This window comes from Synechocystis sp. PCC 7509, from assembly GCF_000332075.2.
In the GTDB taxonomy this organism is placed as follows: Bacteria; Cyanobacteriota; Cyanobacteriia; order Cyanobacteriales; family Chroococcidiopsidaceae; genus Aliterella.
This window is the reverse complement of record NZ_ALVU02000001.1, coordinates 1041283-1062548: the sequence shown is the minus strand read 5'-3', so window position 1 is coordinate 1062548 and position 21266 is coordinate 1041283. Positions and strand designations below refer to the sequence as shown.

Annotated in this window: 24 protein-coding genes and 1 riboswitch; of the genes, 9 read left to right on the top strand and 15 right to left on the bottom strand. The window is 42.0% G+C overall.

Going from position 1 to position 21266, the window contains the following annotated elements; genetic code table 11:
• Position 1: 1 nt before the first annotated feature.
• From proB to SYN7509_RS25175, 12 genes are all read right to left on the bottom strand, one after another.
• Positions 2-1105 (bottom strand): glutamate 5-kinase, encoded by a 1104-nt coding sequence (proB, locus tag SYN7509_RS0205480; protein WP_009632221.1) that lies wholly within the window; start codon positions 1103-1105, stop codon positions 2-4.
• Positions 1106-1291: 186 nt separating this feature from the next.
• Positions 1292-1834, bottom strand: coding sequence for a YqeG family HAD IIIA-type phosphatase (locus SYN7509_RS0205475; protein ID WP_009632220.1), 543 nt, complete (start codon positions 1832-1834; stop codon positions 1292-1294).
• Positions 1835-1848: 14 nt separating this feature from the next.
• Positions 1849-2895: an endolytic transglycosylase MltG gene (mltG, locus tag SYN7509_RS0205470; RefSeq protein ID WP_009632219.1), complete on the bottom strand. Its 1047-nt coding sequence runs from the start codon at positions 2893-2895 to the stop codon at positions 1849-1851.
• Between the two features lie 29 nt (positions 2896-2924).
• Positions 2925-3491: a DUF3727 domain-containing protein gene (locus SYN7509_RS0205465; RefSeq protein ID WP_009632218.1), complete on the bottom strand. Its 567-nt coding sequence runs from the start codon at positions 3489-3491 to the stop codon at positions 2925-2927.
• Between the two features lie 119 nt (positions 3492-3610).
• Complete coding sequence (ruvX, locus tag SYN7509_RS0205460; protein WP_009632217.1) at positions 3611-4075, bottom strand: Holliday junction resolvase RuvX; 465 nt, start codon at positions 4073-4075, stop codon at positions 3611-3613.
• Positions 4076-4086: 11 nt separating this feature from the next.
• Positions 4087-5307, bottom strand: coding sequence for a GNAT family N-acetyltransferase (locus SYN7509_RS0205455; RefSeq protein WP_009632216.1), 1221 nt, complete (start codon positions 5305-5307; stop codon positions 4087-4089).
• 157 nt (positions 5308-5464) lie between these two features.
• Positions 5465-5671 carry a hypothetical protein gene (locus tag SYN7509_RS0205450; protein WP_009632215.1) on the bottom strand — a complete coding sequence of 69 codons (207 nt, stop codon included), beginning with the start codon at positions 5669-5671 and terminating at the stop codon, positions 5465-5467.
• A gap of 157 nt (positions 5672-5828) precedes the next feature.
• Positions 5829-8432 carry a DNA mismatch repair protein MutS gene (gene mutS, locus SYN7509_RS0205445; RefSeq protein ID WP_009632214.1) on the bottom strand — a complete coding sequence of 868 codons (2604 nt, stop codon included), beginning with the start codon at positions 8430-8432 and terminating at the stop codon, positions 5829-5831.
• Between the two features lie 144 nt (positions 8433-8576).
• Complete coding sequence (locus tag SYN7509_RS0205440) at positions 8577-9083, bottom strand: hypothetical protein (protein WP_009632213.1); 507 nt, start codon at positions 9081-9083, stop codon at positions 8577-8579.
• 8 nt (positions 9084-9091) lie between these two features.
• Complete coding sequence (locus SYN7509_RS0205435) at positions 9092-10339, bottom strand: AAA family ATPase (protein WP_009632212.1); 1248 nt, start codon at positions 10337-10339, stop codon at positions 9092-9094.
• Complete coding sequence (locus SYN7509_RS0205430; protein WP_009632211.1) at positions 10332-10769, bottom strand: NUDIX hydrolase; 438 nt, start codon at positions 10767-10769, stop codon at positions 10332-10334. Before SYN7509_RS0205430 ends, SYN7509_RS0205435 begins: the two co-directional genes overlap by 8 nt.
• Entirely contained in the window at positions 10766-11176 is a 411-nt protein-coding gene (locus SYN7509_RS25175; protein WP_009632210.1) for a hypothetical protein, read from the bottom strand. Before SYN7509_RS25175 ends, SYN7509_RS0205430 begins: the two co-directional genes overlap by 4 nt.
• A 170-nt stretch (positions 11177-11346) precedes the next feature.
• Between SYN7509_RS25175 and folD the strand changes: the two genes are divergently transcribed.
• From folD to SYN7509_RS0205405, 4 genes are all read left to right on the top strand, one after another.
• Positions 11347-12228: a bifunctional methylenetetrahydrofolate dehydrogenase/methenyltetrahydrofolate cyclohydrolase FolD gene (gene folD, locus SYN7509_RS0205420; RefSeq protein WP_009632209.1), complete on the top strand. Its 882-nt coding sequence runs from the start codon at positions 11347-11349 to the stop codon at positions 12226-12228.
• 63 nt (positions 12229-12291) lie between these two features.
• Positions 12292-13218, top strand: a complete 927-nt coding sequence (crtE, locus tag SYN7509_RS0205415) for a geranylgeranyl diphosphate synthase CrtE (protein WP_009632207.1) — start codon at positions 12292-12294, stop codon at positions 13216-13218.
• A 21-nt stretch (positions 13219-13239) separates the two neighbouring features.
• Positions 13240-13695: a divergent PAP2 family protein gene (locus SYN7509_RS0205410; protein ID WP_009632206.1), complete on the top strand. Its 456-nt coding sequence runs from the start codon at positions 13240-13242 to the stop codon at positions 13693-13695.
• A gap of 100 nt (positions 13696-13795) precedes the next feature.
• Positions 13796-14434, top strand: coding sequence for a peroxiredoxin (locus SYN7509_RS0205405; RefSeq protein WP_009632205.1), 639 nt, complete (start codon positions 13796-13798; stop codon positions 14432-14434).
• A 43-nt stretch (positions 14435-14477) separates the two neighbouring features.
• Here SYN7509_RS0205405 and SYN7509_RS0205400 read toward each other — a convergent pair whose 3' ends face one another.
• The 3 genes from SYN7509_RS0205400 to SYN7509_RS0205390 form a co-directional block, all read right to left on the bottom strand.
• A complete protein-coding gene (locus tag SYN7509_RS0205400) occupies positions 14478-14711 on the bottom strand; it encodes a 2Fe-2S iron-sulfur cluster-binding protein (RefSeq protein WP_009632204.1) in 234 nt (77 codons plus the stop codon).
• Between the two features lie 2 nt (positions 14712-14713).
• Entirely contained in the window at positions 14714-16192 is a 1479-nt protein-coding gene (cobQ, locus tag SYN7509_RS0205395; protein WP_009632203.1) for a cobyric acid synthase CobQ, read from the bottom strand.
• A gap of 101 nt (positions 16193-16293) precedes the next feature.
• Entirely contained in the window at positions 16294-16695 is a 402-nt protein-coding gene (locus tag SYN7509_RS0205390) for an Npun_F0494 family protein (protein ID WP_009632202.1), read from the bottom strand.
• A 99-nt stretch (positions 16696-16794) separates the two neighbouring features.
• Positions 16795-16920, top strand: a riboswitch (guanidine-I (ykkC/yxkD leader).
• 80 nt (positions 16921-17000) lie between these two features.
• Between SYN7509_RS0205390 and speB the strand changes: the two genes are divergently transcribed.
• The 5 genes from speB to SYN7509_RS0205365 all read left to right on the top strand — a co-directional run bounded on the left by speB (position 17001) and on the right by SYN7509_RS0205365 (position 21266).
• The gene (gene speB / locus SYN7509_RS0205385) at positions 17001-18206 is read left to right on the top strand and encodes an agmatinase (protein ID WP_009632201.1); all 1206 of its coding nucleotides are present in this window, start codon (positions 17001-17003) and stop codon (positions 18204-18206) included.
• Positions 18206-18574 (top strand): hydrogenase maturation nickel metallochaperone HypA, encoded by a 369-nt coding sequence (hypA, locus tag SYN7509_RS0205380; protein WP_009632200.1) that lies wholly within the window; start codon positions 18206-18208, stop codon positions 18572-18574. The genes speB and hypA overlap by 1 nt, the downstream gene beginning before the upstream one ends.
• Positions 18558-19256 carry a hydrogenase nickel incorporation protein HypB gene (gene hypB, locus SYN7509_RS0205375; RefSeq protein WP_009632199.1) on the top strand — a complete coding sequence of 233 codons (699 nt, stop codon included), beginning with the start codon at positions 18558-18560 and terminating at the stop codon, positions 19254-19256. The genes hypA and hypB overlap by 17 nt, the downstream gene beginning before the upstream one ends.
• A 92-nt stretch (positions 19257-19348) precedes the next feature.
• Positions 19349-20398, top strand: coding sequence for an ABC transporter substrate-binding protein (locus SYN7509_RS0205370; RefSeq protein WP_009632198.1), 1050 nt, complete (start codon positions 19349-19351; stop codon positions 20396-20398).
• Between the two features lie 22 nt (positions 20399-20420).
• Positions 20421-21266 carry an ABC transporter permease gene (locus SYN7509_RS0205365; RefSeq protein ID WP_009632197.1) on the top strand — a complete coding sequence of 282 codons (846 nt, stop codon included), beginning with the start codon at positions 20421-20423 and terminating at the stop codon, positions 21264-21266.

Below are 21266 nucleotides of genomic sequence, written 5' to 3'. Positions count from 1 at the left end.
TTTAGGTCAAAACAAGGTTATCGCGGTGGACTACGGTTTCCGCCCCCGTGTAGCCCAAAATCGTTGATATTTCGCTCGAATGTCGTCCTAAAATCTGTTGCAGTTCGCTGCTATTGTAGTTGACAATGCCTCTGGCGATCGCTTTACCACTGCGATCGCACAATTCCACCGCTTCTTGGCTTTCAAATTCTCCCGCTACAGCATTAATTCCCGCCGCTAGTAAAGATTTTCTTTCTTGAGCAATGGCTTTAACTGCACCAATATCTAAAGTTAATTTTCCCATAGGGACTAAACCGTAAGCAATCCAACGTTTACGCGCCTTATTTGGCTCTTTTTGCGGTTCAAACTCTGTACCTAAAGCTTCTCCTTGTAAGATTTTTTGAATATTGCCAGGATTGCCTTGAGTAATTACTGTCCGCACCCCGGCGGCGGTAGCAATACGGGCGGCGGCGATTTTTGTAATCATTCCCCCCGTACCCCATTTAGAGGCGCGATCGCCTATTTGGACTTGCTCGGTTAAGTCATTAATATTTTTAACTAAAGAAATGGGTTGAGCATCGGGAAACGATCGCGGATCGGCAGAATAAAGGCGATCGACATCGGTTAACAAAAATAGCCAATCGGCTTCTACCAAACTTGCCACTAAAGCAGATAAAGTATCGTTATCGCCAAACTTTAATTCATCAACAGCTACAGTATCATTTTCATTGACTACCGGAATTACTCCTAGTTTGAGTAGTTCAGCAAAGGTACGATAGACATTGATATAACGGCTACGCGATACCAAATCACCACGAGTTAAAAGCACTTGAGCAATAGGCTGACCGAGGGTATTAAACAAGTCATCATACACCCGCATCAATCGCCCTTGACCTACGGCGGCTACAGCTTGTTTGAGGGCGACTTCTTTGGGTCTTTCGGTCAATCCCAACCTGGCGCAACCTACCCCTACCGCTCCCGAAGATACCAAAATTACTTGATGACCTTGCTGCCGCAACTGACTTAAAACTTCTACCAATGTGGCAATAGTAGACAAAGCCAGTTGTCCGGTTTGGGGCTGAGTCAGGCTAGAAGTGCCAATTTTGATAACTATAGTTTGGGTCATTAGATATATGCCTGTGCTACAGACAAATAGTCAAGCGCCAGTTCCCCTATAAGTGAGGCTGACGCTTGACAAAATTATTTATTATTTATAGATAGAGTCTTTATAGCGCTGACTCTATTTGAACTGTATATATCATTACAGACATTTTTGGAAAATCACAAGTTTATAATATTTTCTTTATATTTCCTAACTTTTATTCTGTGTTAGTTTTTGTTTCGGCAATATTGAAGCGCCTACAAGCTGCGATATAAGTACCTCAAAATTGCGGATTGGATAAGAGCGCACCGCTTCCCCTGGATTAAGAAAGGGATCTACTAAAATTGTGAACATTCCCAGCCGATTGCCAGCAATCACATCTGTAAATAAGCGATCGCCTACCATAGCAATTTGTTCTACAGGTAAATTCATGGCTGCAACCGCTTGTCGTAGCTTACGCACCGATGGTTTTACTGCGCCTAAAATATAAGGCAAGTCTAAAGAACGGGCAATACCACCAATCCGCACATCGCTAAGGTTATTACTTACTAGCCACAGCTTAGTAGTGGGTCGAATACCCTCAACCCAGTCTTGTAGTTCTGGGGAGGCGGTAGTTGCTTTTACTGGGACAAGAGTTTCATCTACATCTAAAACTAGCCCTTTAAGTTGATACTGAGCGATAATATCGGGGGTCAAACTTAAAACTGAGCTTTGCAAGTTTAAGTCTGGCTGTAAATATTTGTTCCATGTCATATTTTCATTGGGGTTTAATTTGCCGAAACTTGTTTGCGAATAGCTACTTGCGCCGCCGTATGTTCGCTTAAAGTTTTGCTAAATACATGAGTCCCATCGTAACGAGCGACAAAGTAAAGATAAGCAGTCTTTTCGGGGTTCAAGGCGGCTTTTAAACTAGCAATGCCGGGACTTGCTATGGGAGTAGGGGGTAAGCCAGGAAAAACATAGGTATTGTAAGGACTAGCAACTTTGATTTGAGCAAAAGTTAAAGGTTGTTCTTTAGTTTGGCGAATATTAAGAGCGTATTCTACTGTCGGATCGGTTTGTAATAGCATCCCTTGACGCAACCTTGAAGCAAATACTCCCGCAATGCGCGATCGCTCTTGGGGAATTACGGCTTCTTTTTCCACAATACTGCCCAAAGTTACCCACTCTAACAAGTCTAAATCTGTTTTACTTTTACCTGCTTGGTATACAGGCAAAGCTACAACTTGAAATTGGTTGAGCATTTGCCTAACAACAATTGCCGGAGTAACGCTATCACCATTGAGTTTGTAGGTGTCGGGATACAAAAAACCTTCCAAATGAGGTAAGTTGACAGGCAACCACGAATACTCGTTTCTAGGAATTTTCCGTGCCGCCGCTAAAAATTCTTGAGCCGAGAAGAAACCTTGTTTTTCAAAGTATTCGCCCATTTGTCGCAATGACCAACCTTCAGGAATCGTAAAACTTAGTTCTACAACTTTGCCATTCCAGATTTGTTCGGCAACCACCGATAGCGGTTGATTTGGAGCTATGAGATAGTTTCCGGCTTTAAAGCCTCCTTTGGGTTCTTGTTTTTGCAAGTATCGCGCCCATAAACTCCAAGCTTGGCTAGAACGAATTACCCCCGCCGCTTCCAACTGTTGACCTATTTGTTGCGCGGGCGTTCCTGGTTTGACTTGAATAGATGTTACGCGATTATTTGGGGTAGGAGAAGTTGCTCCATTCCACCAATTCCAACCCAACCAAGTACCTACTCCCAAGGCTGGCAAGAGTAATAGGAGCGACCACTTGAAAGCTTTTTGCATTACTTTCATCTTATTTAACTACCCTAAATAACTACCTATTAATCCATCTCGTCAAATAGCTGCTCCTCTAGTAGCGGCTGGATTTTACCAAATTCTTCTTGAGAAAGTAGCTCTGGCTTTCCGGCGGCATTCATCTTAGCAAAAAATAGCAACGGATCTAGGGGCGTATAGATTGAGTATTCTTGCTCTTGATGATAGAAGTTTGATAGTAATTGCAACTGTTCCGGTTCTAATTCCGAGCCTTCTTCTTCAATTTCTAAAGTAAATAACTCCGCATCTTCCACCGGGGGAAGTTCGCCCGCAACCGTAAGCGCGAAAGCCGTGCGCCGGAGAACCAAGTTTTGCTCGGCGAGGACAGCTTCGGCGGTAGTAAAGATTTGATCGATGGTTTCATCATCTTCAATCGGTACTGCTTCTTCCTCATCGCCATCGCCATGCCATGCGAAAATTTCGATAGCTGAGTCTTCCGGGAGCAGTAAAACATATTCTATATCCCCGACAAATAGCGATCGCTCGATATAACAGGGAAGACTTCGCCCAGATTCATCAGTAAGGGTGATGGAAGCTGTTGGAGATGGATCGTTTTCTTCAGGGGAGGGAAACATAGACGATGGGGGACTGTCAATTTGTTAATAACAAAAGTAACTAAAGAACTTGCGCCTTGATTAGGTACTATTTGTCAGTTTTTAGGATATCACGGGATGCGAGTTTAACGGCAATCAAGTTAGGTGAGGGGAGCATCCAAGGTCTGTAAATAGTTGCTACTGCGTCTTAGGTCTAGCCAGCGCTGTAAAATAATTGCGGCGGCTTTGCGATCGATTAATCCCTTATCAATAAAATGGGTAGTCTTTTTTTCTAAATGAATTAATTGCTCGGCTTCCACCGAAGTTAGGCGCTCGTCTACGTACTCCACAGGTAGGTTTAAAACTTGGGCAAGTTTTGACGCTAATTTTTGTACTTGTTTAGCTTGAAAACCTAGTTCACCACTCATCGTATAAGGCATTCCCACTACTAAGATTTGAGCATGGCGCTCTTGCACCAATTTTTGGAATTGGGCGACATCTAAAGTAAAAGTTTGACGCTCTATCGTAGTTAAACCTGTGGCAATCAATCCTGTACCGTCGCAGCCAGCTACACCAATGCGCTTTTTGCCAATATCTAACCCTAGGGCGGAAATCCTCGGTAACATAGGTGTTTGGTCTACTGGTTGCCTAATTCTGGTGGGAGCGGCGATTCTAAATTAGAGTAAGTATTGGGTTCTGACGACGTTAAATTAGGATCTGTCACCTCTATCGGCGACATTTGTTGTTTTGGTTGTAGCCAAGACATTCCTCCCGCTACAGGCTTGCGGGCTGGCTGGAATCCTTGCAACATTTCTGACCATTGCAATCCCTCTAAAGACACAAATTTAGACTCGCGCAGCTTGTGGTATACCGAGCGCGACATCATCAAGGTGTGTTCTACTCTTTTAGCGCCAATTTGCTCTAAATACTCCTCTCTTTCTTGCTGGTAATCTGCCGATGCTAGTTGCAACGATTGAGGGGGTAAATCTTGAGCAATTCGAGCTAATTGTGATAATAGTTCGGGATACAGCCAAGTGTAGGCTGGGTGAACGGTAAGTGTAGCTACATGAGGTTGCGTACCTTGGCGACACATCCGAATTTGAAAATAGCCAATTGCTGCTTTGCGCTGAGGTTCAAAAACATAGCCACTGACTACTTCCAGCTTATTTAGCCATTGTTGCACGGCTTGAACTATGCCACCTAGCAAGCTAGTTTTAAAATCGTCAGCATTGCGGTCAAATACTTGACGTACCAAAGGCGGCATTGATGCGGTATCTAACTGATAGAGCAATTGAGCATCAGCATTACTTACAGGTAAAAGGTTCGGCAAATCAGGTTCGCGCAATGCTAATTCTTGTAGCAAGCTAGGGGTAATTTCCCAGTAAGTTTGTTGCGCCAAACTTTGAAAGCCATTTTGACGGTAAAGAGCCAGCGACTCTTTGTCATTGACATCAACTTCTAGTAGCCAAGTTCTAGCTTCTCCTACCGCTTCAAAACAGTAGCGCAGTAGTTGAGAGCCAACGCCTTGAGCGCGGGCTTGAGCATCTACTAATAACTTTTCTACTCGCCAAGTGCTGCGTGTGCGGTTGCAAGGCGAAATTTGAATTGTGCCTTGAACTTGCTTGGCTTGCTCGGCGACATAAATATAAAAATGGTATTGTAGGGGATTGGGAAACAAATTTAAAAACTTCAGCAATCCATACCAGCGACGCAGTAATTTTAATTGATTTTGCTCTGTAGCTACCATCGGTTTATCCGATGTAAATGATTCGCTACAAAGACGCTCAATTCCTTCTATATCCCGGCGTTGAACCGTGCGAATAACAACGTTTAGATTTTGCGGAAGTACGGAAGTCATGATTCGTCTGGTTGGAATCCAGCCTAAAGTTAGTTAATATGCTGCACCAATATTTTAACGATTTTCTGAGTTTATGCTGCTAATCTCAAGAGCGATTTTTAATATTTAGACCTAGCAAAATCAACTGACACGGGTTGCCGGGTCTATTTTGAAGTAATTAGCGTGCTTGACGGGATACTAATTTTTCAAAATTTGCTTGGGTTTGATGTAGTAATTGTTCGCGGCTATCGCCCGCAGTTTTGCTAAAGTTGGGGACTAGATTTCGTGCTTGCAAAGCCATGTGCAATTGCAGATGAGCAACATATTCGCTAAAATCTTCACGCTTTAAGTCGTTAGATGGTAGTCCCTGCTGTTGAATTGCCACGAGCGATGTTCTCCTAGATGGTTAATTTCTTACCAGATTAGAAATTATCATGTTGCTTTTGCTTGTTACCTAATTTGCAATCAAGTGTAACAACGATAACTATTACTCTCTGGACTTATGCCATTTTAACTAGGTGAAGTCTTCTGTAAGCACTTCTTTACAACTCGTTAATTTGCGTTCTTAGTCCGATGGCAATTTTACTATGTTTTTCTATTTGTCCCATGACTTCTTTAGCGCGTCCAATAACAACAGAAGGTAAACCCGCTAGTCTTCCGGCTTCAATTCCATAGGACTTATCTGCGCCCCCTGGTTGAACCTGGTGTAAAAATATAATCTGGTCGGGTAACTCCTTGACTGTCACTTGATAATTAGCGACATTGGGCATCATTGAGGCTAATTCGTTCATTTCGTGGTAATGAGTCGCAAAAATTGTTCTTGATTTAATTTCTTGGGCTAAATACTCCGCCACTGCCCAAGCAATCGAAAGTCCGTCAAAGGTTGCCGTACCACGCCCAATTTCATCTAATAATACTAGGGATTTAGACGTAGCATGATTGAGGATATTAGCTGTTTCGTTCATCTCTACCATAAAAGTAGATTGCCCTGTCGCTAAATCGTCTACTGCACCAACACGAGTGAAAATGCGATCGCATATTCCCAGTATTGCCTCTTTTGCTGGCACAAAGCAACCTACTTGAGCCATTAGTTGAATTAATCCTAGTTGCCGTAAATAACAGCTTTTTCCACTAGCATTAGGCCCGGTTAAAATTACTAAATCCGGTTTTTCTAAGGTATCTGGGCTGTTTTCTTCCCACCCTAACATTGTTGAATTTGGCACAAAAAACCCCGATGGCAAAGATTGCTCAACGACAGGATGACGACCATCAATAATTATTATTTCTCGCCCTTCTACCATTTGCGGACGACAGTAGCCTTGATAAACCGCCACTTCCGCAAAACCACACAATACATCCGCCGCCGCCACCGCGCGAGAAGTATTGCGAATAATCTCCGCACTTTCCCCAACTTCTTGACGTAAAAGGGAAAAAACCTCGTATTCTAAACGATTGAGGTCATCTTTTGCCGTCAAAATTCGCGCTTCTTTTTCTTTCAAATCCGGCGTAATATAGCGCTCCTCATTAGTGAGAGTTTGTTTGCGGATATAGTTATCGGGAACTTGGTCAGCGCGAGAGCGAGAAATACTAATGTAATATCCAAAAGTTTTATTAAACCCCACTTTAAGGTTGGGGATTCCCGTTCGAGCTTTTTCCTTAACTTCTAGGTTCGCAATCCATAGTTTGTCTTGTTCAACTGTTATACGCAACTCATCAAGCTGAGAATTAATGCCACTGCGAATCAAGCCGCCTTCAGTGAGGTATAAAGGGGGAGATTCTACTAAATGATTGCGAATTTGATGCCCCAATTGCTCCAAAATCGGCGGTACTTTTTGCAAAGCTTTAAGATAAGGCGATTGAGCATTTTCTACTAACCTAGCTATTTCTGGCAGCCTTAATAAAGAATCGGCTAAAGACACCAAATCTCGCGCGTTAGCACTACCAGAACTCGCCCGTCCAGTTAGCCTTTCTAAATCGTATATTTGCCGCAATAGTTGCCTTAAGTCGTGACGCAGCGACGTGTCTTCGACTAATTCTTGAATAGTGTCTTGACGCGATTTAATACCTTTAATGTCTAACAATGGTTGCAAAAACCAACGCCGCAAAGCTCTACCGCCCATTGCTGTACTGGTTTTATCAATTGCCCACAGCAGCGAACCGTGTAAAATTCCATCGCGGACAGTTTGAGTAATTTCTAAATTGCGGCGGCTTTGGCTATCTACAATTAAAAAGTCTGTAAGGGTGTAAGTTCGTAATAATTGCAAAGCTACAGGGTTTTCTTTTTGGGTAGCTTCTAAGTATTCCAGCAATCCCCCCGCCGCCCGTACAGCAAGGGGTAGGTGTTCTAAGCCAACTCCTTCTAGACTCCGCATTCTAAAGCGCTGCAACAGCCGACTTCGTGCTTCGGCGAGGGTGAAAGGGTTTTGACTACGCAGCGCATAGCAAAACGAGCTAGGAAGGCAGCTAGGTAAGTGGGCAGACTTTTCCCCTGGACGCAATAAACTACCTAAATCGGGGGCATTGGTGGGAAATAATACTTCTGACGGCTGCAAACGCATTAATTCTTGGGTTAAATGCTCTAAACTGCTTGATTGAGTAGTGAGAAATTCCCCTGTAGAGATGTCTGCGTAAGCTAAACCCCAATGTTCTCCCGCAATGACAACGGCGGCGAGAAAGTTGTTGCGACGAGCATTGAGCATTCCTTCGTCTAACAGTGTTCCGGGAGTAATAACCTTTGTAACTTCGCGCTTTACCTGGCGATTTTGCGCTGCTGCTACCGACGCATCTTCTACTTGGTCGCAAAGTGCGATCGCAAATCCTTTTTCAACTAACATGGCACAATAGCGGTCTATGGCATGGTGAGGTACGCCAGACATGGGTACTCGCCCGATTTCTTTCCCGGCTTGAATGCTAGTTAAAACTAATTCTAGTTGCTCGGAAACGGTGCAAGCATCTTGAAAAAATACTTCAAAAAAGTCACCAACTCGGTACAATAGCAGCGCGTGAGGATACTGCTCTTTGACTTCAACATAATGCTGCATCATCGGGCTAAGTTTTTTCCGCTCCAACTCCCGATAATCGGCGTTAGGCATAGTTGATTTGCGTTGATTGGAATCTAGTGATGATGGGTCAGGCGAAACGTTCATGTCTAAAGGTTGCAGGTTGCTCACTATTTGACTTTACCGCATTGACTAAACCTCTGGCCTGAAGGAAAGATTTGCCTTCGCCGCAATTTTAAGGTGTGAGGAGTAAAAATTATTGTAATCGTTGGTTTTAGTTAAAGATAAATCCTAACTTCTCCGGCGAGGAGTTGGAACCGGAGTTATTGGCTGGTATGCTTCCAGTCCCTTATCGGCTGTGAGAATTTTTACCGTTGAACCCATTTTGGCGTAGTATTCAGCTACCGATATGATAGTAGCATCGCCAATAGAAAGTTTCTGTTTGGCTAGTTCAGGCCATTCTGCCGCTAAATTTTTTAGTCCTTGTGTGTCCCAAAGAACTGATTGTTCAGTAAATGCTGCCCAGGGAGTTTCCTGTTTTGCTGTTTTGAGGATAATTTCAGCTAAAGCTTGAGCTATCTCGTAGCGTTTTGTTACAGCTTGGGCGATGTGATTGCCAGTTTCTATAATTGCAGCTAGGGGAAGCACAAATATTGTTGATTCTTGTACTTCTTTTTTTAATAAGTCATCAACGCGTTGTTTATCCCATTGGTCTTTGTTAGACCCACAAGTGTCTTTTCCAGGAACTTCAAGATAAACACAAAGAATAGAAGTATCAATAACTAGCACTTTTTTCATATTCGTGGCTAATTAACACTAGAAAGGCTTTTTTCAAGAGAACCTTGAGACGTAAGTTTACCTAGGGTTCCCGATGCCATCAGTTTAGGTAAATTATTAATATTTTCAAGTAGCGTTAATTTGCTTTCTCCCGTTTCATTGTCCCGGTGCGCTACCACTACAAAAGGGACTATTTCTGAACCTAACGCATCTAGTAAAGCTGGGTTATGAGTAGTAATTAATATATCAATTTGCCTACGTTCTCCTATTTCTCGGAGCATTTTTATTAGCAACTCAGAACGAGATGGGTGAAGCCCGTTGTCTACTTCTTCAATTACTATTTGACTATTTTCTGGTCTTGTTAATAGTGTTGTAATAATTGCTAAAAATCTGAGTGTTCCATCAGACATTCCCCGCGCATCTATAAGGGTAGATTCTTTATTTTCTACCCACATCTCTTGACAATATAGCATTGCATCATACTTAAATCTACCTACTGGTTCTGCCCAGACTTTTTGAATATCTCGTCCTGGTAAATCTGTAACATATTTAGTTATTTCTGCTTCCACTTGACTTTTTTCGGGTTCTGCTAAAGCTGCTAATATACCAGCAATATTAGAAGCATCGCTAAGTATACGATCGGAAAAAGGTGAAAAGGAACGCATTTTGGAAGGAATAGGATCGAGAATAAAAATATTTTTTAAAACTTGGGAAACTATGTTAAGTCCTTCAGTAATATCTTGAGAAATAGAAGCCAATCCTGTTAGCTGACTTAGAATAGAATTAGAACGTCTTACATCTTTGGGCTTACCCTTCTTTGTATTGTAAAGCCGTGCAACTATACTAGGATTATCTGGCGAGTCACTATCTGCTTGAAACAAAGAAATTTTATGAGGATTTTTATCTGTTTTTGGTCTTTTCGTAATTCTTACTAAAGACTCAGCTAGAAGTTGAACGCGAGGTTCAGTTTCCACAGTAATGCTATAAAAGTAGTCTACCCTGTCATTGTTGCCCTGTACTAATACTTCTAATGTAAATTGATTTTCCGGCTTAAATGCTGCCCATTCTACACCACCTCGAATAGAAGAAAGCGTTTCATCACCTATCAAAGCTGCTGGAATATCTTTTCCTAACGCAGTTCTATTTAAAAATTCTAACCCATCAAGGGCGTTTGATTTTCCACTAGCATTTGTACCAATAAGAACGGTTAGAGGGTCAATAAAGAGTTCAGCATAACGATAGCTTTTCCAATTTTTGAGTATGAGTTTCTTAAGCATTACTTATTTTATCTATAAAATCTAACAAAATTTTTTGAGCAGTAGAAACTAATGGATAAATACCCTGAGCTTTTTGTGAATAATATATACCTTGTTCTATATTATCAATTGTCAAAAAATCCATATCCCAACCTTCAAGTAAAACTAACTGATTTAGTTCTACGGTTAGCGGCGCATAATAAATATAACGAATAGCTTTTTCATCTGGATAACAGCCAAATTCAATTAAGTTTGGTGGCGTATAACTAATTTCTTCTAATAGTTCTCGTTTTACGGCAATATCTGGAGTTTCACCGGGTTCTAGGTGTCCGCCAAATAAACCCCAGTGTCCGGGATAGACTATGTTGGGGATGTCGTCGCGCAATTGCATTAAAAATTTGTCGTTTTGGTAGAGAATTGCGATCGCTACTTGTACAATTGAATTACTCATAACTGAACTGCTGGCGTATGTTCGAGCCTTTCTTGTTCCTCTACATAAAAGTCGCCTAATTCTTGAGTTGCTACCGGAATGCTTTGGTAGCGAAGATTGCCTTTAATTACTAACTTATCTTGGATTTTTAAGCCTTTAAGACTGGTTATCGCCCAAATTGTCCCACTAGAGTCTTGCATTTGATAAGCTTGCCAAGGTTCTGATAATGGCACAATATTAGTTATTCGTCCTTGCAAATATACTGTTCCTTGCTTGTTGGGCAACTTGATATTGCGGATTTCAGTTACATTTCTGAAATTGATACCATTAAAGCTAGAGTTTCCTAAACCGTTACAACTAATTAAGCCGCCGACAATAAAAAAGTTACAGCTTACTAGACAAAAACTTCTTATGGATAGCATTTTCATATAAAAATTTATTAAGTTAATTACAGATATACCGTCAATTATTTATTGTCAACACCCAAAATGTAGATAAATATATTTTTACCTACCTAAAAATACGAATACCTTTGCTGCGGTTAAAAAAAATGCTAATTGATTAAATAGTTTTCTTTAAAAATCTAGGTGCAATCTTAATGAATACAACGGCTAAATTATTAGACGGTAAGGCTTTAGCTCAAAAGCTGCAAACGAATCTCTTAGAGCGGATTCAAGCATTGACACCGCAGATAGGACGCAACCCTGGTTTAGCAGTAATTATGGTCGGTGACAACCCCGCCAGCGCTGCCTACGTGCGAAACAAAGAGCGAGATTGTGTAAATGTGGGAATTGCCTCTTTTGGTCAGCATTTCCCCGTCAATACAAGCCAATTGGAGCTAGAAAAAGTAATTCAAACGCTAAATCAAGATGAAAGAGTAGATGGAATTTTAGTACAGTTGCCTTTACCACAACCCTTAGATGCCGTTACCCTGCTACACCAAATAGAGCCTAACAAAGATGTTGATGGACTGCACCCGCTTAATTTAGGACGATTGCTAAGAGGCGAACCCGGTTTACGCAGTTGTACCCCCGCCGGAGTTATGCGATTGTTGCAAGAATACAATATAGAACTTAAGGGCAAAAAAGCCGTTGTTGTCGGGAGAAGTATTTTAGTGGGTAAGCCTTTAGCATTGATGCTATTAGAGGCAGATGCAACGGTTACTGTCGCCCATTCCAAATCTAATGACCTAGAATCTATTACTAAGGAAGCTGACATCCTCATCCCCGCCGTAGGCAAGGCAGGATTAATCACTGCTGCAATGGTGAAGCCGGGAGCGGTAGTTGTTGATGTGGGAATTAATAGTATTACGGATGCGACTACAGGTAAAAGCCGTTTAGTAGGAGATGTAGATTTTGCCTCGGTGCAACAAGTTGCTTCCTACCTTACCCCTGTCCCTGGCGGAATTGGACCCATGACTAGAGCTATATTGTTGCAAAATACTGTACTTAGCTATTGCCATTACCATAAAATTTCTTAAAATATATTCCCCAAAGCCTCGTAAAATTATTACGGATGTAACAGCAGCTTGAGGAATTGACCGATGGTAGCAATGGATAATCTGCAAATGACTTCACAAACAGCCCAGTTTAATTTATCAGCTTACTTACTTGAGCATCAAAGCCTTGTAGAAGCAGCCTTAGACCGGGCGATTTCTGTTGTTTATCCAGAAAAGATATACGAGGCGATGCGCTACTCCTTACTTGCTGGGGGAAAGCGGTTGCGTCCAATTCTTTGCCTTGCTACTTGTCAGATGGCTGGAGGGACGTTAGAAACAGCGATGCCTACGGCGTGTGCTTTAGAGATGATTCATACCATGTCATTGATTCACGATGACTTACCAGCGATGGACAATGACGACTATCGCCGGGGTAAATTGACCAATCATAAAGTTTATGGCGAAGATATTGCGATTTTGGCTGGCGATGGGTTACTCGCTTACGCTTTTGAATTTGTTGCTACTAATACTTTTAATGTACCCGCCGAGCAAGTTTTAAAAGTAATAGCAAAGCTAGGACGCGCGGTAGGTGCGGCAGGATTGGTAGGCGGTCAGGTAGTGGATTTAGAATCGGAAGGCAAAACTGATGTCTCTTTAGAAACTTTGAATTTCATTCACAACCATAAAACGGCGGCATTGCTAGAAGCTAGTGTAGTTTGTGGGGGAATTTTAGCCGGGATGTCAGAAGAAGATTTGCAACGATTGTCTGGTTTTTCTCAAAATATCGGTTTGGCATTTCAAATTATTGATGATGTTTTGGATATCACCTCAACTCAAGAACAATTAGGCAAAACTGCCGGAAAAGATTTACAAGCGCAAAAAGTAACCTATCCTAGCTTGTGGGGGATAGAAGAATCACTCCATCAGGCACGACAGCTAATAGCCGCCGCTATAGCTCAATTAGAGCCATTTGGAGACAAAGCCACGCCCTTAAAAGCGATCGCTCACTATATCACTAGCCGCACTCATTAAATATCCTTATTTAACAAAACCATGCAGGACTTTGGCGACATTCTAGATAACAGCGTTTTATACATTGCTGTCATAACTTGTCTGATTGCTCAAGCTTCAAAACTAATTATTGACTTAGCTAAAAATCGTAAGTTTAATGTCCGCGTTTTAGTCACTACTGGGGGAATGCCTAGCGCTCATTCGGCGCTAGTAACTTCTTTGGCAACCGGGGTCGGACAAACGGCTGGCTGGGGAAGTCCCGAATTTGCGATCGCCACTATTTTTGCTGCTATTGTCATGTATGATGCCGCCGGAGTACGTCAAGCGGCGGGTAAGCAAGCCCGGATTCTTAACCAAATGATTGACGAACTATTTAGCAAAGACCACGAGTTTAATGAAGACCGTTTGAAGGAATTGCTCGGACATACGCCTTTTCAAGTCATTATCGGCTCGATTTTAGGTGTAACTATTTCGGCGTTGGCTGCACCCGCTTATTAAAATTTTATTCAAATCCGCTACAATCCGACCGGAAAACCGGTCTTTTATGGCATGATCGCTAAAGTGAACAACAGGAATTTTTGAGCAGAGGTAACAATTCATGGCGCTAAGATTAGGCGATACAGTTCCTAACTTTAAACAAGCTTCGACCCACGGCGATATTGATTTCTACGAATGGGCAGGAGATAGTTGGGTAGTTTTATTTTCTCACCCGGCGGACTTTACCCCAGTTTGTACGACAGAACTTGGACAAGTCGCCTATCTCAAACCAGAACTTGATAAGCGCAATGTTAAAGCCTTGGCATTAAGCGTTGACAATGTGGAATCGCACAATGGCTGGGTTGGAGATATTGAGGAAACTCAGGGAACTAAACTAAATTTTCCAATTTTAGCCGATCCCGATCGCACAGTTTCCGACTTGTACGATATGATTCACCCCAACGCTAACAACACTTTAACCGTGCGATCGGTATTTATTATCGATCCACAGAAAAAACTGCGTTTGACTCTTACCTATCCCGCTAGTACAGGACGCAACTTTGCGGAGATTTTGCGGGTAATCGATTCATTGCAACTAACAGACAACTACAGCGTAGCAACTCCGGCAAACTGGGAAGATGGCGGCGACTGTGTAATCGTACCATCGTTGAAAGATCCAGCCGTGTTGAAAGAAAAGTTTCCCAAGGGTTACGAAGAAATTAAGCCTTATTTGCGGATGACTCCCCAACCAAATAAATAAATCGTTGCCATTGTAGTAGGGGCGCAATACTTTGCGCCCCTATTTACCACGTTGGATCGCTATAGAGATTAATTGTTAAATGCGATCGTTTCGGTACAGCAGTAATACAAGCACGAATCGCGTTACCGTCATCTATTTCTACCTCGCAAGCATGGCAAGTACCCATCAAGCAGCCTGTGGGAATAGTTATCCCACACCGCGAAGCCACATCTAAGATTAATTCGCCAACTTGTGCCTCAGTGGTAATATTGTCGGGCAAAAAATGTACGCAAACCATTATTACCTCAAAATATCGTTTAAATTCAAATGAGCTTCAATGTTAGTTGCCAAGGTATCTAACATACTTTCTCGTTGCTCTCGATAATTGGGAATGCCTGTAGGTAAAGACTTTAATCCTCGTTGTTGGCGGAGACGATTTAACCAAGCACGTCGCCACGCCCCATTATCAAATAATCCATGCAAATAACTACCCCAAACTAATTGATCTTTATCCACTAATCCGAGGCTAGGGTCGTCAAATAAGGGACTGTAATCCTTTGTACCTGCCTCAAGATCGATTAAACGCGATCGCCCTTGATGAATTTCATACCCAGCTACCGGTAAGCCACTTTGGGGAAAGTTTGAAGTTACTTGCCTTTGTTTGGCAATTTTATAATCGGTAATCATAGTTTTAATTGGCAACAAATCCAACCCATCGCATTTGCTATATTCACTTTCTAGGCGATCGGGATCGGTTAAATATTGCCCCATCATTTGATAACCGCCGCAAATCCCTAAAACTGTACCGCCGGAAGCTGCATAGTTTTTAATTGCTTCTGCCATACCAGTTTTTTGCAGCAATAGTAAGTCAGCTATGGTAGTTTTAGTTCCAGGAATAATTACCGCATCTGGATGTCCTAATTCTTGTTTGGGATGGAGATATTTTAGGGATACTGTAGGTTCAGACTCTAGCGGATCGAAGTCGGTAAAATTGGCAATTCGCGGTAAACGCAGCACCGTAATATTAAGATCGCCTTGAGACGAAGATGTTTTGCGCTCAAATAAATCTAAAGAGTCTTCGGCAGGAAATACCTGTTCTAGCCAGGGAATTACCCCTACTACTGGGATACCTGTATATTGCTCTAGCCATTCAATCCCTGGTTGCAAAATTGAGCGCATTCCCCGGAATTTATTAATAATTATCCCGCGAATTAAAGCCCGCTCGTCCGGGTCTAGTAAAGCTAAAGTTCCGACCACATGAGCAAAAGCACCTCCGCGCTCAATATCTACTACTAGCAGCGTGGGCGCGTTTAGATGTTTTGCCACCCGCATATTGGTTAAATCGCGATGTTTGAGGTTAATTTCGGCTGGACTTCCCGCACCTTCACAAACAATCAAATCAAATTCTGTACTTAACTGCTGTAAAGAATCCTGAATTGCTTGCCAACCTATATCAAAATATTGCTGGTAATAATCGGCGGCTCCTACCTTGCCAACGGCTTTACCTTTAAGGATGACTTGAGATGTCATATCACCTTGGGGTTTAAGCAAAATTGGATTCATTTCTATAGTCGGCTGCGTTCCGGCGGCCCAAGCTTGCACCGCTTGAGCATAACCAATTTCTCCACCACTAGCGGTTACATAAGCATTCAAAGCCATGTTTTGCCCCTTAAAAGGTGCTACCCGCCAGCCACGACGAGACATAATCCGACATATAGCGGTAGTTATTAGGGATTTTCCAGCGTGGGAAGTTGTTCCCACTACCATTAAGGATTTCATAAGCGGCTATTGATGGCGGCGGGTGAAGATTGAAAAAGATGCACCGTCTGTTTTATTCTTCCCTGTTCCGGCTTGTTTATAACTATTAACTACGACTGATTTTAAAAAGGCCATCTCAACCACTGATTTAAACCGTTATAAAAGACTTCGCCTATGGATGGCTGCCAATCACTATTAGCATATTGTTCTACTAGCTGGCTACCTAGGGGTGTAAGGCGAAAACTATCAGTAATTCCCTGCCCATCTACTTCGCGGCGCAAGACACCTACTTGAATTAGCCATCCTAGGGCATTGTCGGCGGCGAGTTCTGATACAGCGTGGCGAGTATAGCCATTTTCTACCCCCAAATTGGAAGCGATCGCATTTATGGGTACGCTCTGGTGGCGCATCTTTGCCAATAAATGTATCTTGAAAGGTGAACAAAATAAACCCCGCTTGGCTCTGGCAATAGTTTTGGGAGAATAAGTTAAGGAGTTATAACTTTTAGCTTCAATAGTTGACATTTTGTATTTGTAAATACATTTCAATTTAGGAAATCTTGATATTACTATCAATTAGCACTGGCTATAGTAATAGTTTAGATGACTAGCTAAAACAAAAACTTAATTAGCTTCTAGGGTTCCGGTTTAAATTTTTACGCCTTGCAGGAAATTTAAGCGGCAGGTCCAAGAGAAGCAACTAATACTTGATAAGTATTAGTTACACGGTGGGGGAAAAGCCCAGGAGAAACATTAACAGTTACGCAACTGTTGTTGACTCCTGGGTTTTTTGTTGCCAGAATGCAAGTTTATACTAGGGAGCAGTTAAAATGACCGAACGCGATCGCCCATTAGAAGAAAGTTTAGAATCTCATCCCCAGCAACCCCCTAGCGAGGCAGAAAGGGCTTTAGAGAGTGAAAGAAAGTTACCGTTAACAGGTTGGCAACAAGAAGTATCTAAGGGTTTAGAATTTGGGTTAGAAGGAGCAGATAGTATAGGCGATCGCTCTATTCCTACTTTTTCTCGTGGTGAACTACCTCACTATGCGGGAATCAATACTTTTTTAAAAGCGCCTTATATTGAGGATGTCCGCAGAGTTGGCGAATTTGATGTAGCAATTGTTGGTGTACCTCATGATTCTGGCACAACTTATCGCCCCGGTACTCGTTTCGGACCTCAAGGTATCCGCCGCATTTCAGCGCTTTATACGCCCTATAGTTTTGAATTAGGAGTAGATTTGCGCGAACAGATTACTTTGTGCGATGTAGGCGATATTTTTACAATTCCCGCTAATAATGAAAAGTCTTTTGACCAAATTTCTAAAGGAATTGCTCACATTTTTAGCTCTGGCGCATTCCCAATTATTTTAGGGGGAGATCATTCTATTGGCTACCCTACAGTACGCGGTATTTGTCGGCATTTAGGCGACAAAAAAGTTGGGATTATTCACTTCGATCGCCACGTAGACACTCAAGAGAAAGATTTAGACGAAAGGATGCACACTTGTCCTTGGTTTCACGCCACAAATATTAAAAATGCCCCACCTAAAAACTTAGTTCAATTAGGAATAGGTGGTTGGCAAGTTCCCCGCGAAGGCGTAAAGTTTCATCGAGAGAAAGCCTGCAATATCTTAACAGTTACAGACATTGTTGAAAAAGGTTTAGATTACGCCGTAGACTTTGCTTTAGAAAGAGCTTTAGACGGCACAGATTGCGTTTATATCAGTTTTGATATTGACTGTATTGATGCGGGTTTTGTTCCTGGTACTGGCTGGCCCGAACCCGGCGGTTTATTACCCCGTGAAGCTTTATATATGTTAGGTAAAATTGTCCAACGCGCTCCTATTTGTGGCTTGGAAGTGGTTGAAGTTTCTCCACCGTATGATGTTAGCGACATGACAGCATTATTAGCCGCCAGGGTAATTTGTGACACAATGGGACATTTGGTAGTATCGGGACAATTACCAAGAAAACAAAAACCTGACTATATTCATCCTTACGCTCAACCAGAATTAGTTAAGGAGTGGACTAATTAATGCACGAAACGGACATGACTAAGGCGCTAATTTTGACCGTCAAAGATTGGCAAGAAAGTCAGAAAGAAAATCCGCAAATATCCTGTATCCATTTAATTGTTGGTAAGTTTACTTGTGTAGAGCCTGTAGGCTTGCAATTTGCCTTTGAAGTGCAAACTAAAAATACATTTTTAAATGGTGTAAAGCTAGTTATACAAGAAACGCCATTAGTAGCTTTTTGTCATCAATGCCAAGCAGAATATCACCCAGAAATCGGCATTCAATATGCTTGTCCTCAGTGCAAGTCGCCGATGGATGATATTAGATCGGGAAGAGAATTAAAAATTGATCGAGTTGAGTATGTAGAAAATTATGCACCAAACTTTTGACGCAGCTTTAGGGATTAATTTGCTTCACGCTAACCAAACCGGAGCAGACAGCAATCGCGATCGCTTTGATGAGTGGGGAATTACTTGCTTAAATATTATGAGTAGTCCCGGCGCTGGTAAAACAGTGCTATTAGAACAAACTCTAGAAGCTTTGAGCAGCGAAATCAAAATTGCTGTTATTGAAGGGGATATGACGACAGAGTTAGACGCGGAACGTTTGCGGAAATATAATGTTCCAGTTATTGCGATTAATACCGGGCGTTCTTGTCACTTAGATTCAAGAATGGTGGCGGGGGGGATTCATCAATTAGAACATCAATACAACCCCACAGATTTTGATTTGGTGTTAGTAGAAAATGTGGGTAATTTAGTTTGTCCTGCCGAATTTGAAGTAGGGGAACACTTAAAAGTTGCGCTTTTAAGTATTACTGAAGGAGAAGATAAACCGCTCAAGTATCCAATTATGTTTCAACAAGCAGATTGCTTACTAATTACAAAAATTGATCTAGCGCCTTATTTAGACGTAGATATTAACCGCATTGAGGAAAATGTTAGACAAATGAATCCTCACGTCAAAATAATTGCTATTTCTGCCAAAACTGGAGCAGGTTTAGAAGCTTGGTTAGATTGGGTGAAGTCGCAAATCATCATAAAACCTACCTTAGTTGGAAAACCTTGCTAACAAAAAATTGTGTAGCAATAGTAGCAGACAAAGTAATCTGCTATTTCCTATGAAATTAGACTAAGCCTTAAAAAATACTGACAAAAAATGAAATGAAACTGCGATCGCTATTTACATACATTGCTCTATTTGTAGCAGGCTTGACTTTAACAGTTAGTTGTACAAATCCAGCAGCCAACATTAAAACTGATGCCGATACTACTTCATCTTCTCAAGGTAGTGTAGCAGCTACGGCAAGTTTAGGATTTAGCGCATGGCCCGGTTGGATTCCTTGGCAAGTAACCCAGGATAGAGGTATATTTGATACACATAAAGCCTCCGTAGACTTGAAATGGTTTGACGGGTATTTAGAATCTATCAGTACCTTAGCCGCGCAACAAATTACCGCCAATAGTCAAACTTTAAACGATACGATTAGCTCTGTTTCTGGAGGTGCAGACCAAGTAGTTGTGTTAGTAAACGACAACTCTACAGGCAACGATAAAATCATTGTGCGCGAGGGCATTAACTCGATTGCTGACCTCAAAGGCAAAAAAGTAGCCGCCGAAGAAGGAACTGTAGATCACTTTTTATTGTTATTGGGACTGGAAAAAGCAGGTTTAAGTTCTCAAGATATTCAATTTGTACCTTTAGAAACAGGTAAAGCTTCCGCCGCCTTCGTAGGAGGACAAGTAGATGCAGTGGGAGTATTTGCACCCTTTACAACTCAAGCTCTTAAGCGTCCTGGGAGCAAAGAATTATTTAGTTCTAAAGAGTTTCCGGGGGCGATTCCCGATCATTTGGTAGTAACGCGCAAATTTCTTACCGAGCATCCAGAGCAAGTACAGGCGCTAGTCGATTCGTGGTTTGCAACCTTAGATTATATAGCTGCAAATTCTGATAGTGCGATCGCAATTATGGCAAAACGAGCCGGGGTGAGCGTCGCCCAATACAAAGAATACGCCGAAGGAACTCACATTTTTAGCATTGAAGAAAACCTCAAAGCCTTTCTTCCCGGCAAAGATAGAACATCTCTGGCTTTTGCGGCGGCAGAAATGAGCGAGTTTTTAACCAAAGTTGGACTAGCAAAGCAAAAGCCAGACCTTAGTAAGCTATTTGACGATCGCTTTATTAAAGCCTACGCCGCAAAAGCTAAGAAATAAATCCACTTATCACCTCAAAGCCATGAGTCCTACCGAATCAATGCGGAGAAATGCCAAACAATCTAAAAGCCTCCAATCTACGGTTTTCTGGGGACTTGCTGAAGATATCCCCAAGCCTTTAAATACAGGCTTAATTACTACTTCTATTGCTTTACCGCTTTTGCTGTGGTGGTTAGTAACTACTTTTGGCAATGTAAACCCGCAGTTTTTGCCCTCCCCAGGAAAAGTTTTAGAAGCATTCGGGCGTTTGTGGGGTACGGGAGATTTATTAAAAGACACTGTGGCGAGTTTGTGGCGAGTGGGGGTAGGGTTTTCGCTGGCGGTAATTTTTTCAATTCCTGTAGGGGTATTGATGGGCAGTTTTGCCAGTATTAGAGCTTTACTAGAGCCTCTATTTGGCTTAATTCGCTATATGCCTGCTCCGGCTTTTATTCCATTACTAATTTTATATTTGGGGATTGGCGAAGAACCAAAAATCACTTTGATCTTTATTGGCGTATTTTTCTTCAACTCTTTAATGGTCATGGATACAGTCAAATTTGTACCCAAAGACTTAATTGAGGCAACCTATACTTTGGGTGGAAGTCGTATACAGACATTGTTACAGGTAATTTTCCCCCACGTTATCCCAGGAATTATTGATGCTTGTCGGATTAACTTAGCCGCCGCTTGGCAATTGGTAATTGTATCAGAATTAATCGCCGCCAACGAAGGATTAGGGCGGCGAATCAGCGTAGCAGGGAGGTTTTTGAGAACCGATGAAATTTTTGTGGGGTTAATTGTAATTGGTGTAATCGGGCTAACTTTCGACTTGCTATTTCAATATTTATTAAGAGTTTCCTGTAGCTGGACAAGTCAAAAAAGATAA

Bases quoted from the DNA above. Each gene is read 5' to 3' on its own strand.
- proB (WP_009632221.1), bottom strand. From the start codon at position 1,105: ATGACCCAAACTATAGTTATCAAAATTGGCACTTCTAGCCTGACTCAG.
- SYN7509_RS0205475 (WP_009632220.1), bottom strand. From the start codon at position 1,834: ATGACATGGAACAAATATTTACAGCCAGACTTAAACTTGCAAAGCTCA.
- mltG (WP_009632219.1), bottom strand. From the start codon at position 2,895: ATGAAAGTAATGCAAAAAGCTTTCAAGTGGTCGCTCCTATTACTCTTG.
- SYN7509_RS0205465 (WP_009632218.1), bottom strand. From the start codon at position 3,491: ATGTTTCCCTCCCCTGAAGAAAACGATCCATCTCCAACAGCTTCCATC.
- ruvX (WP_009632217.1), bottom strand. From the start codon at position 4,075: ATGTTACCGAGGATTTCCGCCCTAGGGTTAGATATTGGCAAAAAGCGC.
- SYN7509_RS0205455 (WP_009632216.1), bottom strand. From the start codon at position 5,307: ATGACTTCCGTACTTCCGCAAAATCTAAACGTTGTTATTCGCACGGTT.
- mutS (WP_009632214.1), bottom strand. From the start codon at position 8,432: ATGAACGTTTCGCCTGACCCATCATCACTAGATTCCAATCAACGCAAA.
- SYN7509_RS0205440 (WP_009632213.1), bottom strand. From the start codon at position 9,083: ATGAAAAAAGTGCTAGTTATTGATACTTCTATTCTTTGTGTTTATCTT.
- SYN7509_RS0205435 (WP_009632212.1), bottom strand. From the start codon at position 10,339: ATGCTTAAGAAACTCATACTCAAAAATTGGAAAAGCTATCGTTATGCT.
- SYN7509_RS0205430 (WP_009632211.1), bottom strand. From the start codon at position 10,769: ATGAGTAATTCAATTGTACAAGTAGCGATCGCAATTCTCTACCAAAAC.
- SYN7509_RS25175 (WP_009632210.1), bottom strand. From the start codon at position 11,176: ATGAAAATGCTATCCATAAGAAGTTTTTGTCTAGTAAGCTGTAACTTT.
- folD (WP_009632209.1), top strand. From the start codon at position 11,347: ATGAATACAACGGCTAAATTATTAGACGGTAAGGCTTTAGCTCAAAAG.
- crtE (WP_009632207.1), top strand. From the start codon at position 12,292: ATGGTAGCAATGGATAATCTGCAAATGACTTCACAAACAGCCCAGTTT.
- SYN7509_RS0205410 (WP_009632206.1), top strand. From the start codon at position 13,240: ATGCAGGACTTTGGCGACATTCTAGATAACAGCGTTTTATACATTGCT.
- SYN7509_RS0205405 (WP_009632205.1), top strand. From the start codon at position 13,796: ATGGCGCTAAGATTAGGCGATACAGTTCCTAACTTTAAACAAGCTTCG.
- SYN7509_RS0205400 (WP_009632204.1), bottom strand. From the start codon at position 14,711: ATGGTTTGCGTACATTTTTTGCCCGACAATATTACCACTGAGGCACAA.
- cobQ (WP_009632203.1), bottom strand. From the start codon at position 16,192: ATGAAATCCTTAATGGTAGTGGGAACAACTTCCCACGCTGGAAAATCC.
- SYN7509_RS0205390 (WP_009632202.1), bottom strand. From the start codon at position 16,695: ATGTCAACTATTGAAGCTAAAAGTTATAACTCCTTAACTTATTCTCCC.
- speB (WP_009632201.1), top strand. From the start codon at position 17,001: ATGACCGAACGCGATCGCCCATTAGAAGAAAGTTTAGAATCTCATCCC.
- hypA (WP_009632200.1), top strand. From the start codon at position 18,206: ATGCACGAAACGGACATGACTAAGGCGCTAATTTTGACCGTCAAAGAT.
- hypB (WP_009632199.1), top strand. From the start codon at position 18,558: ATGCACCAAACTTTTGACGCAGCTTTAGGGATTAATTTGCTTCACGCT.
- SYN7509_RS0205370 (WP_009632198.1), top strand. From the start codon at position 19,349: ATGAAACTGCGATCGCTATTTACATACATTGCTCTATTTGTAGCAGGC.
- SYN7509_RS0205365 (WP_009632197.1), top strand. From the start codon at position 20,421: ATGAGTCCTACCGAATCAATGCGGAGAAATGCCAAACAATCTAAAAGC.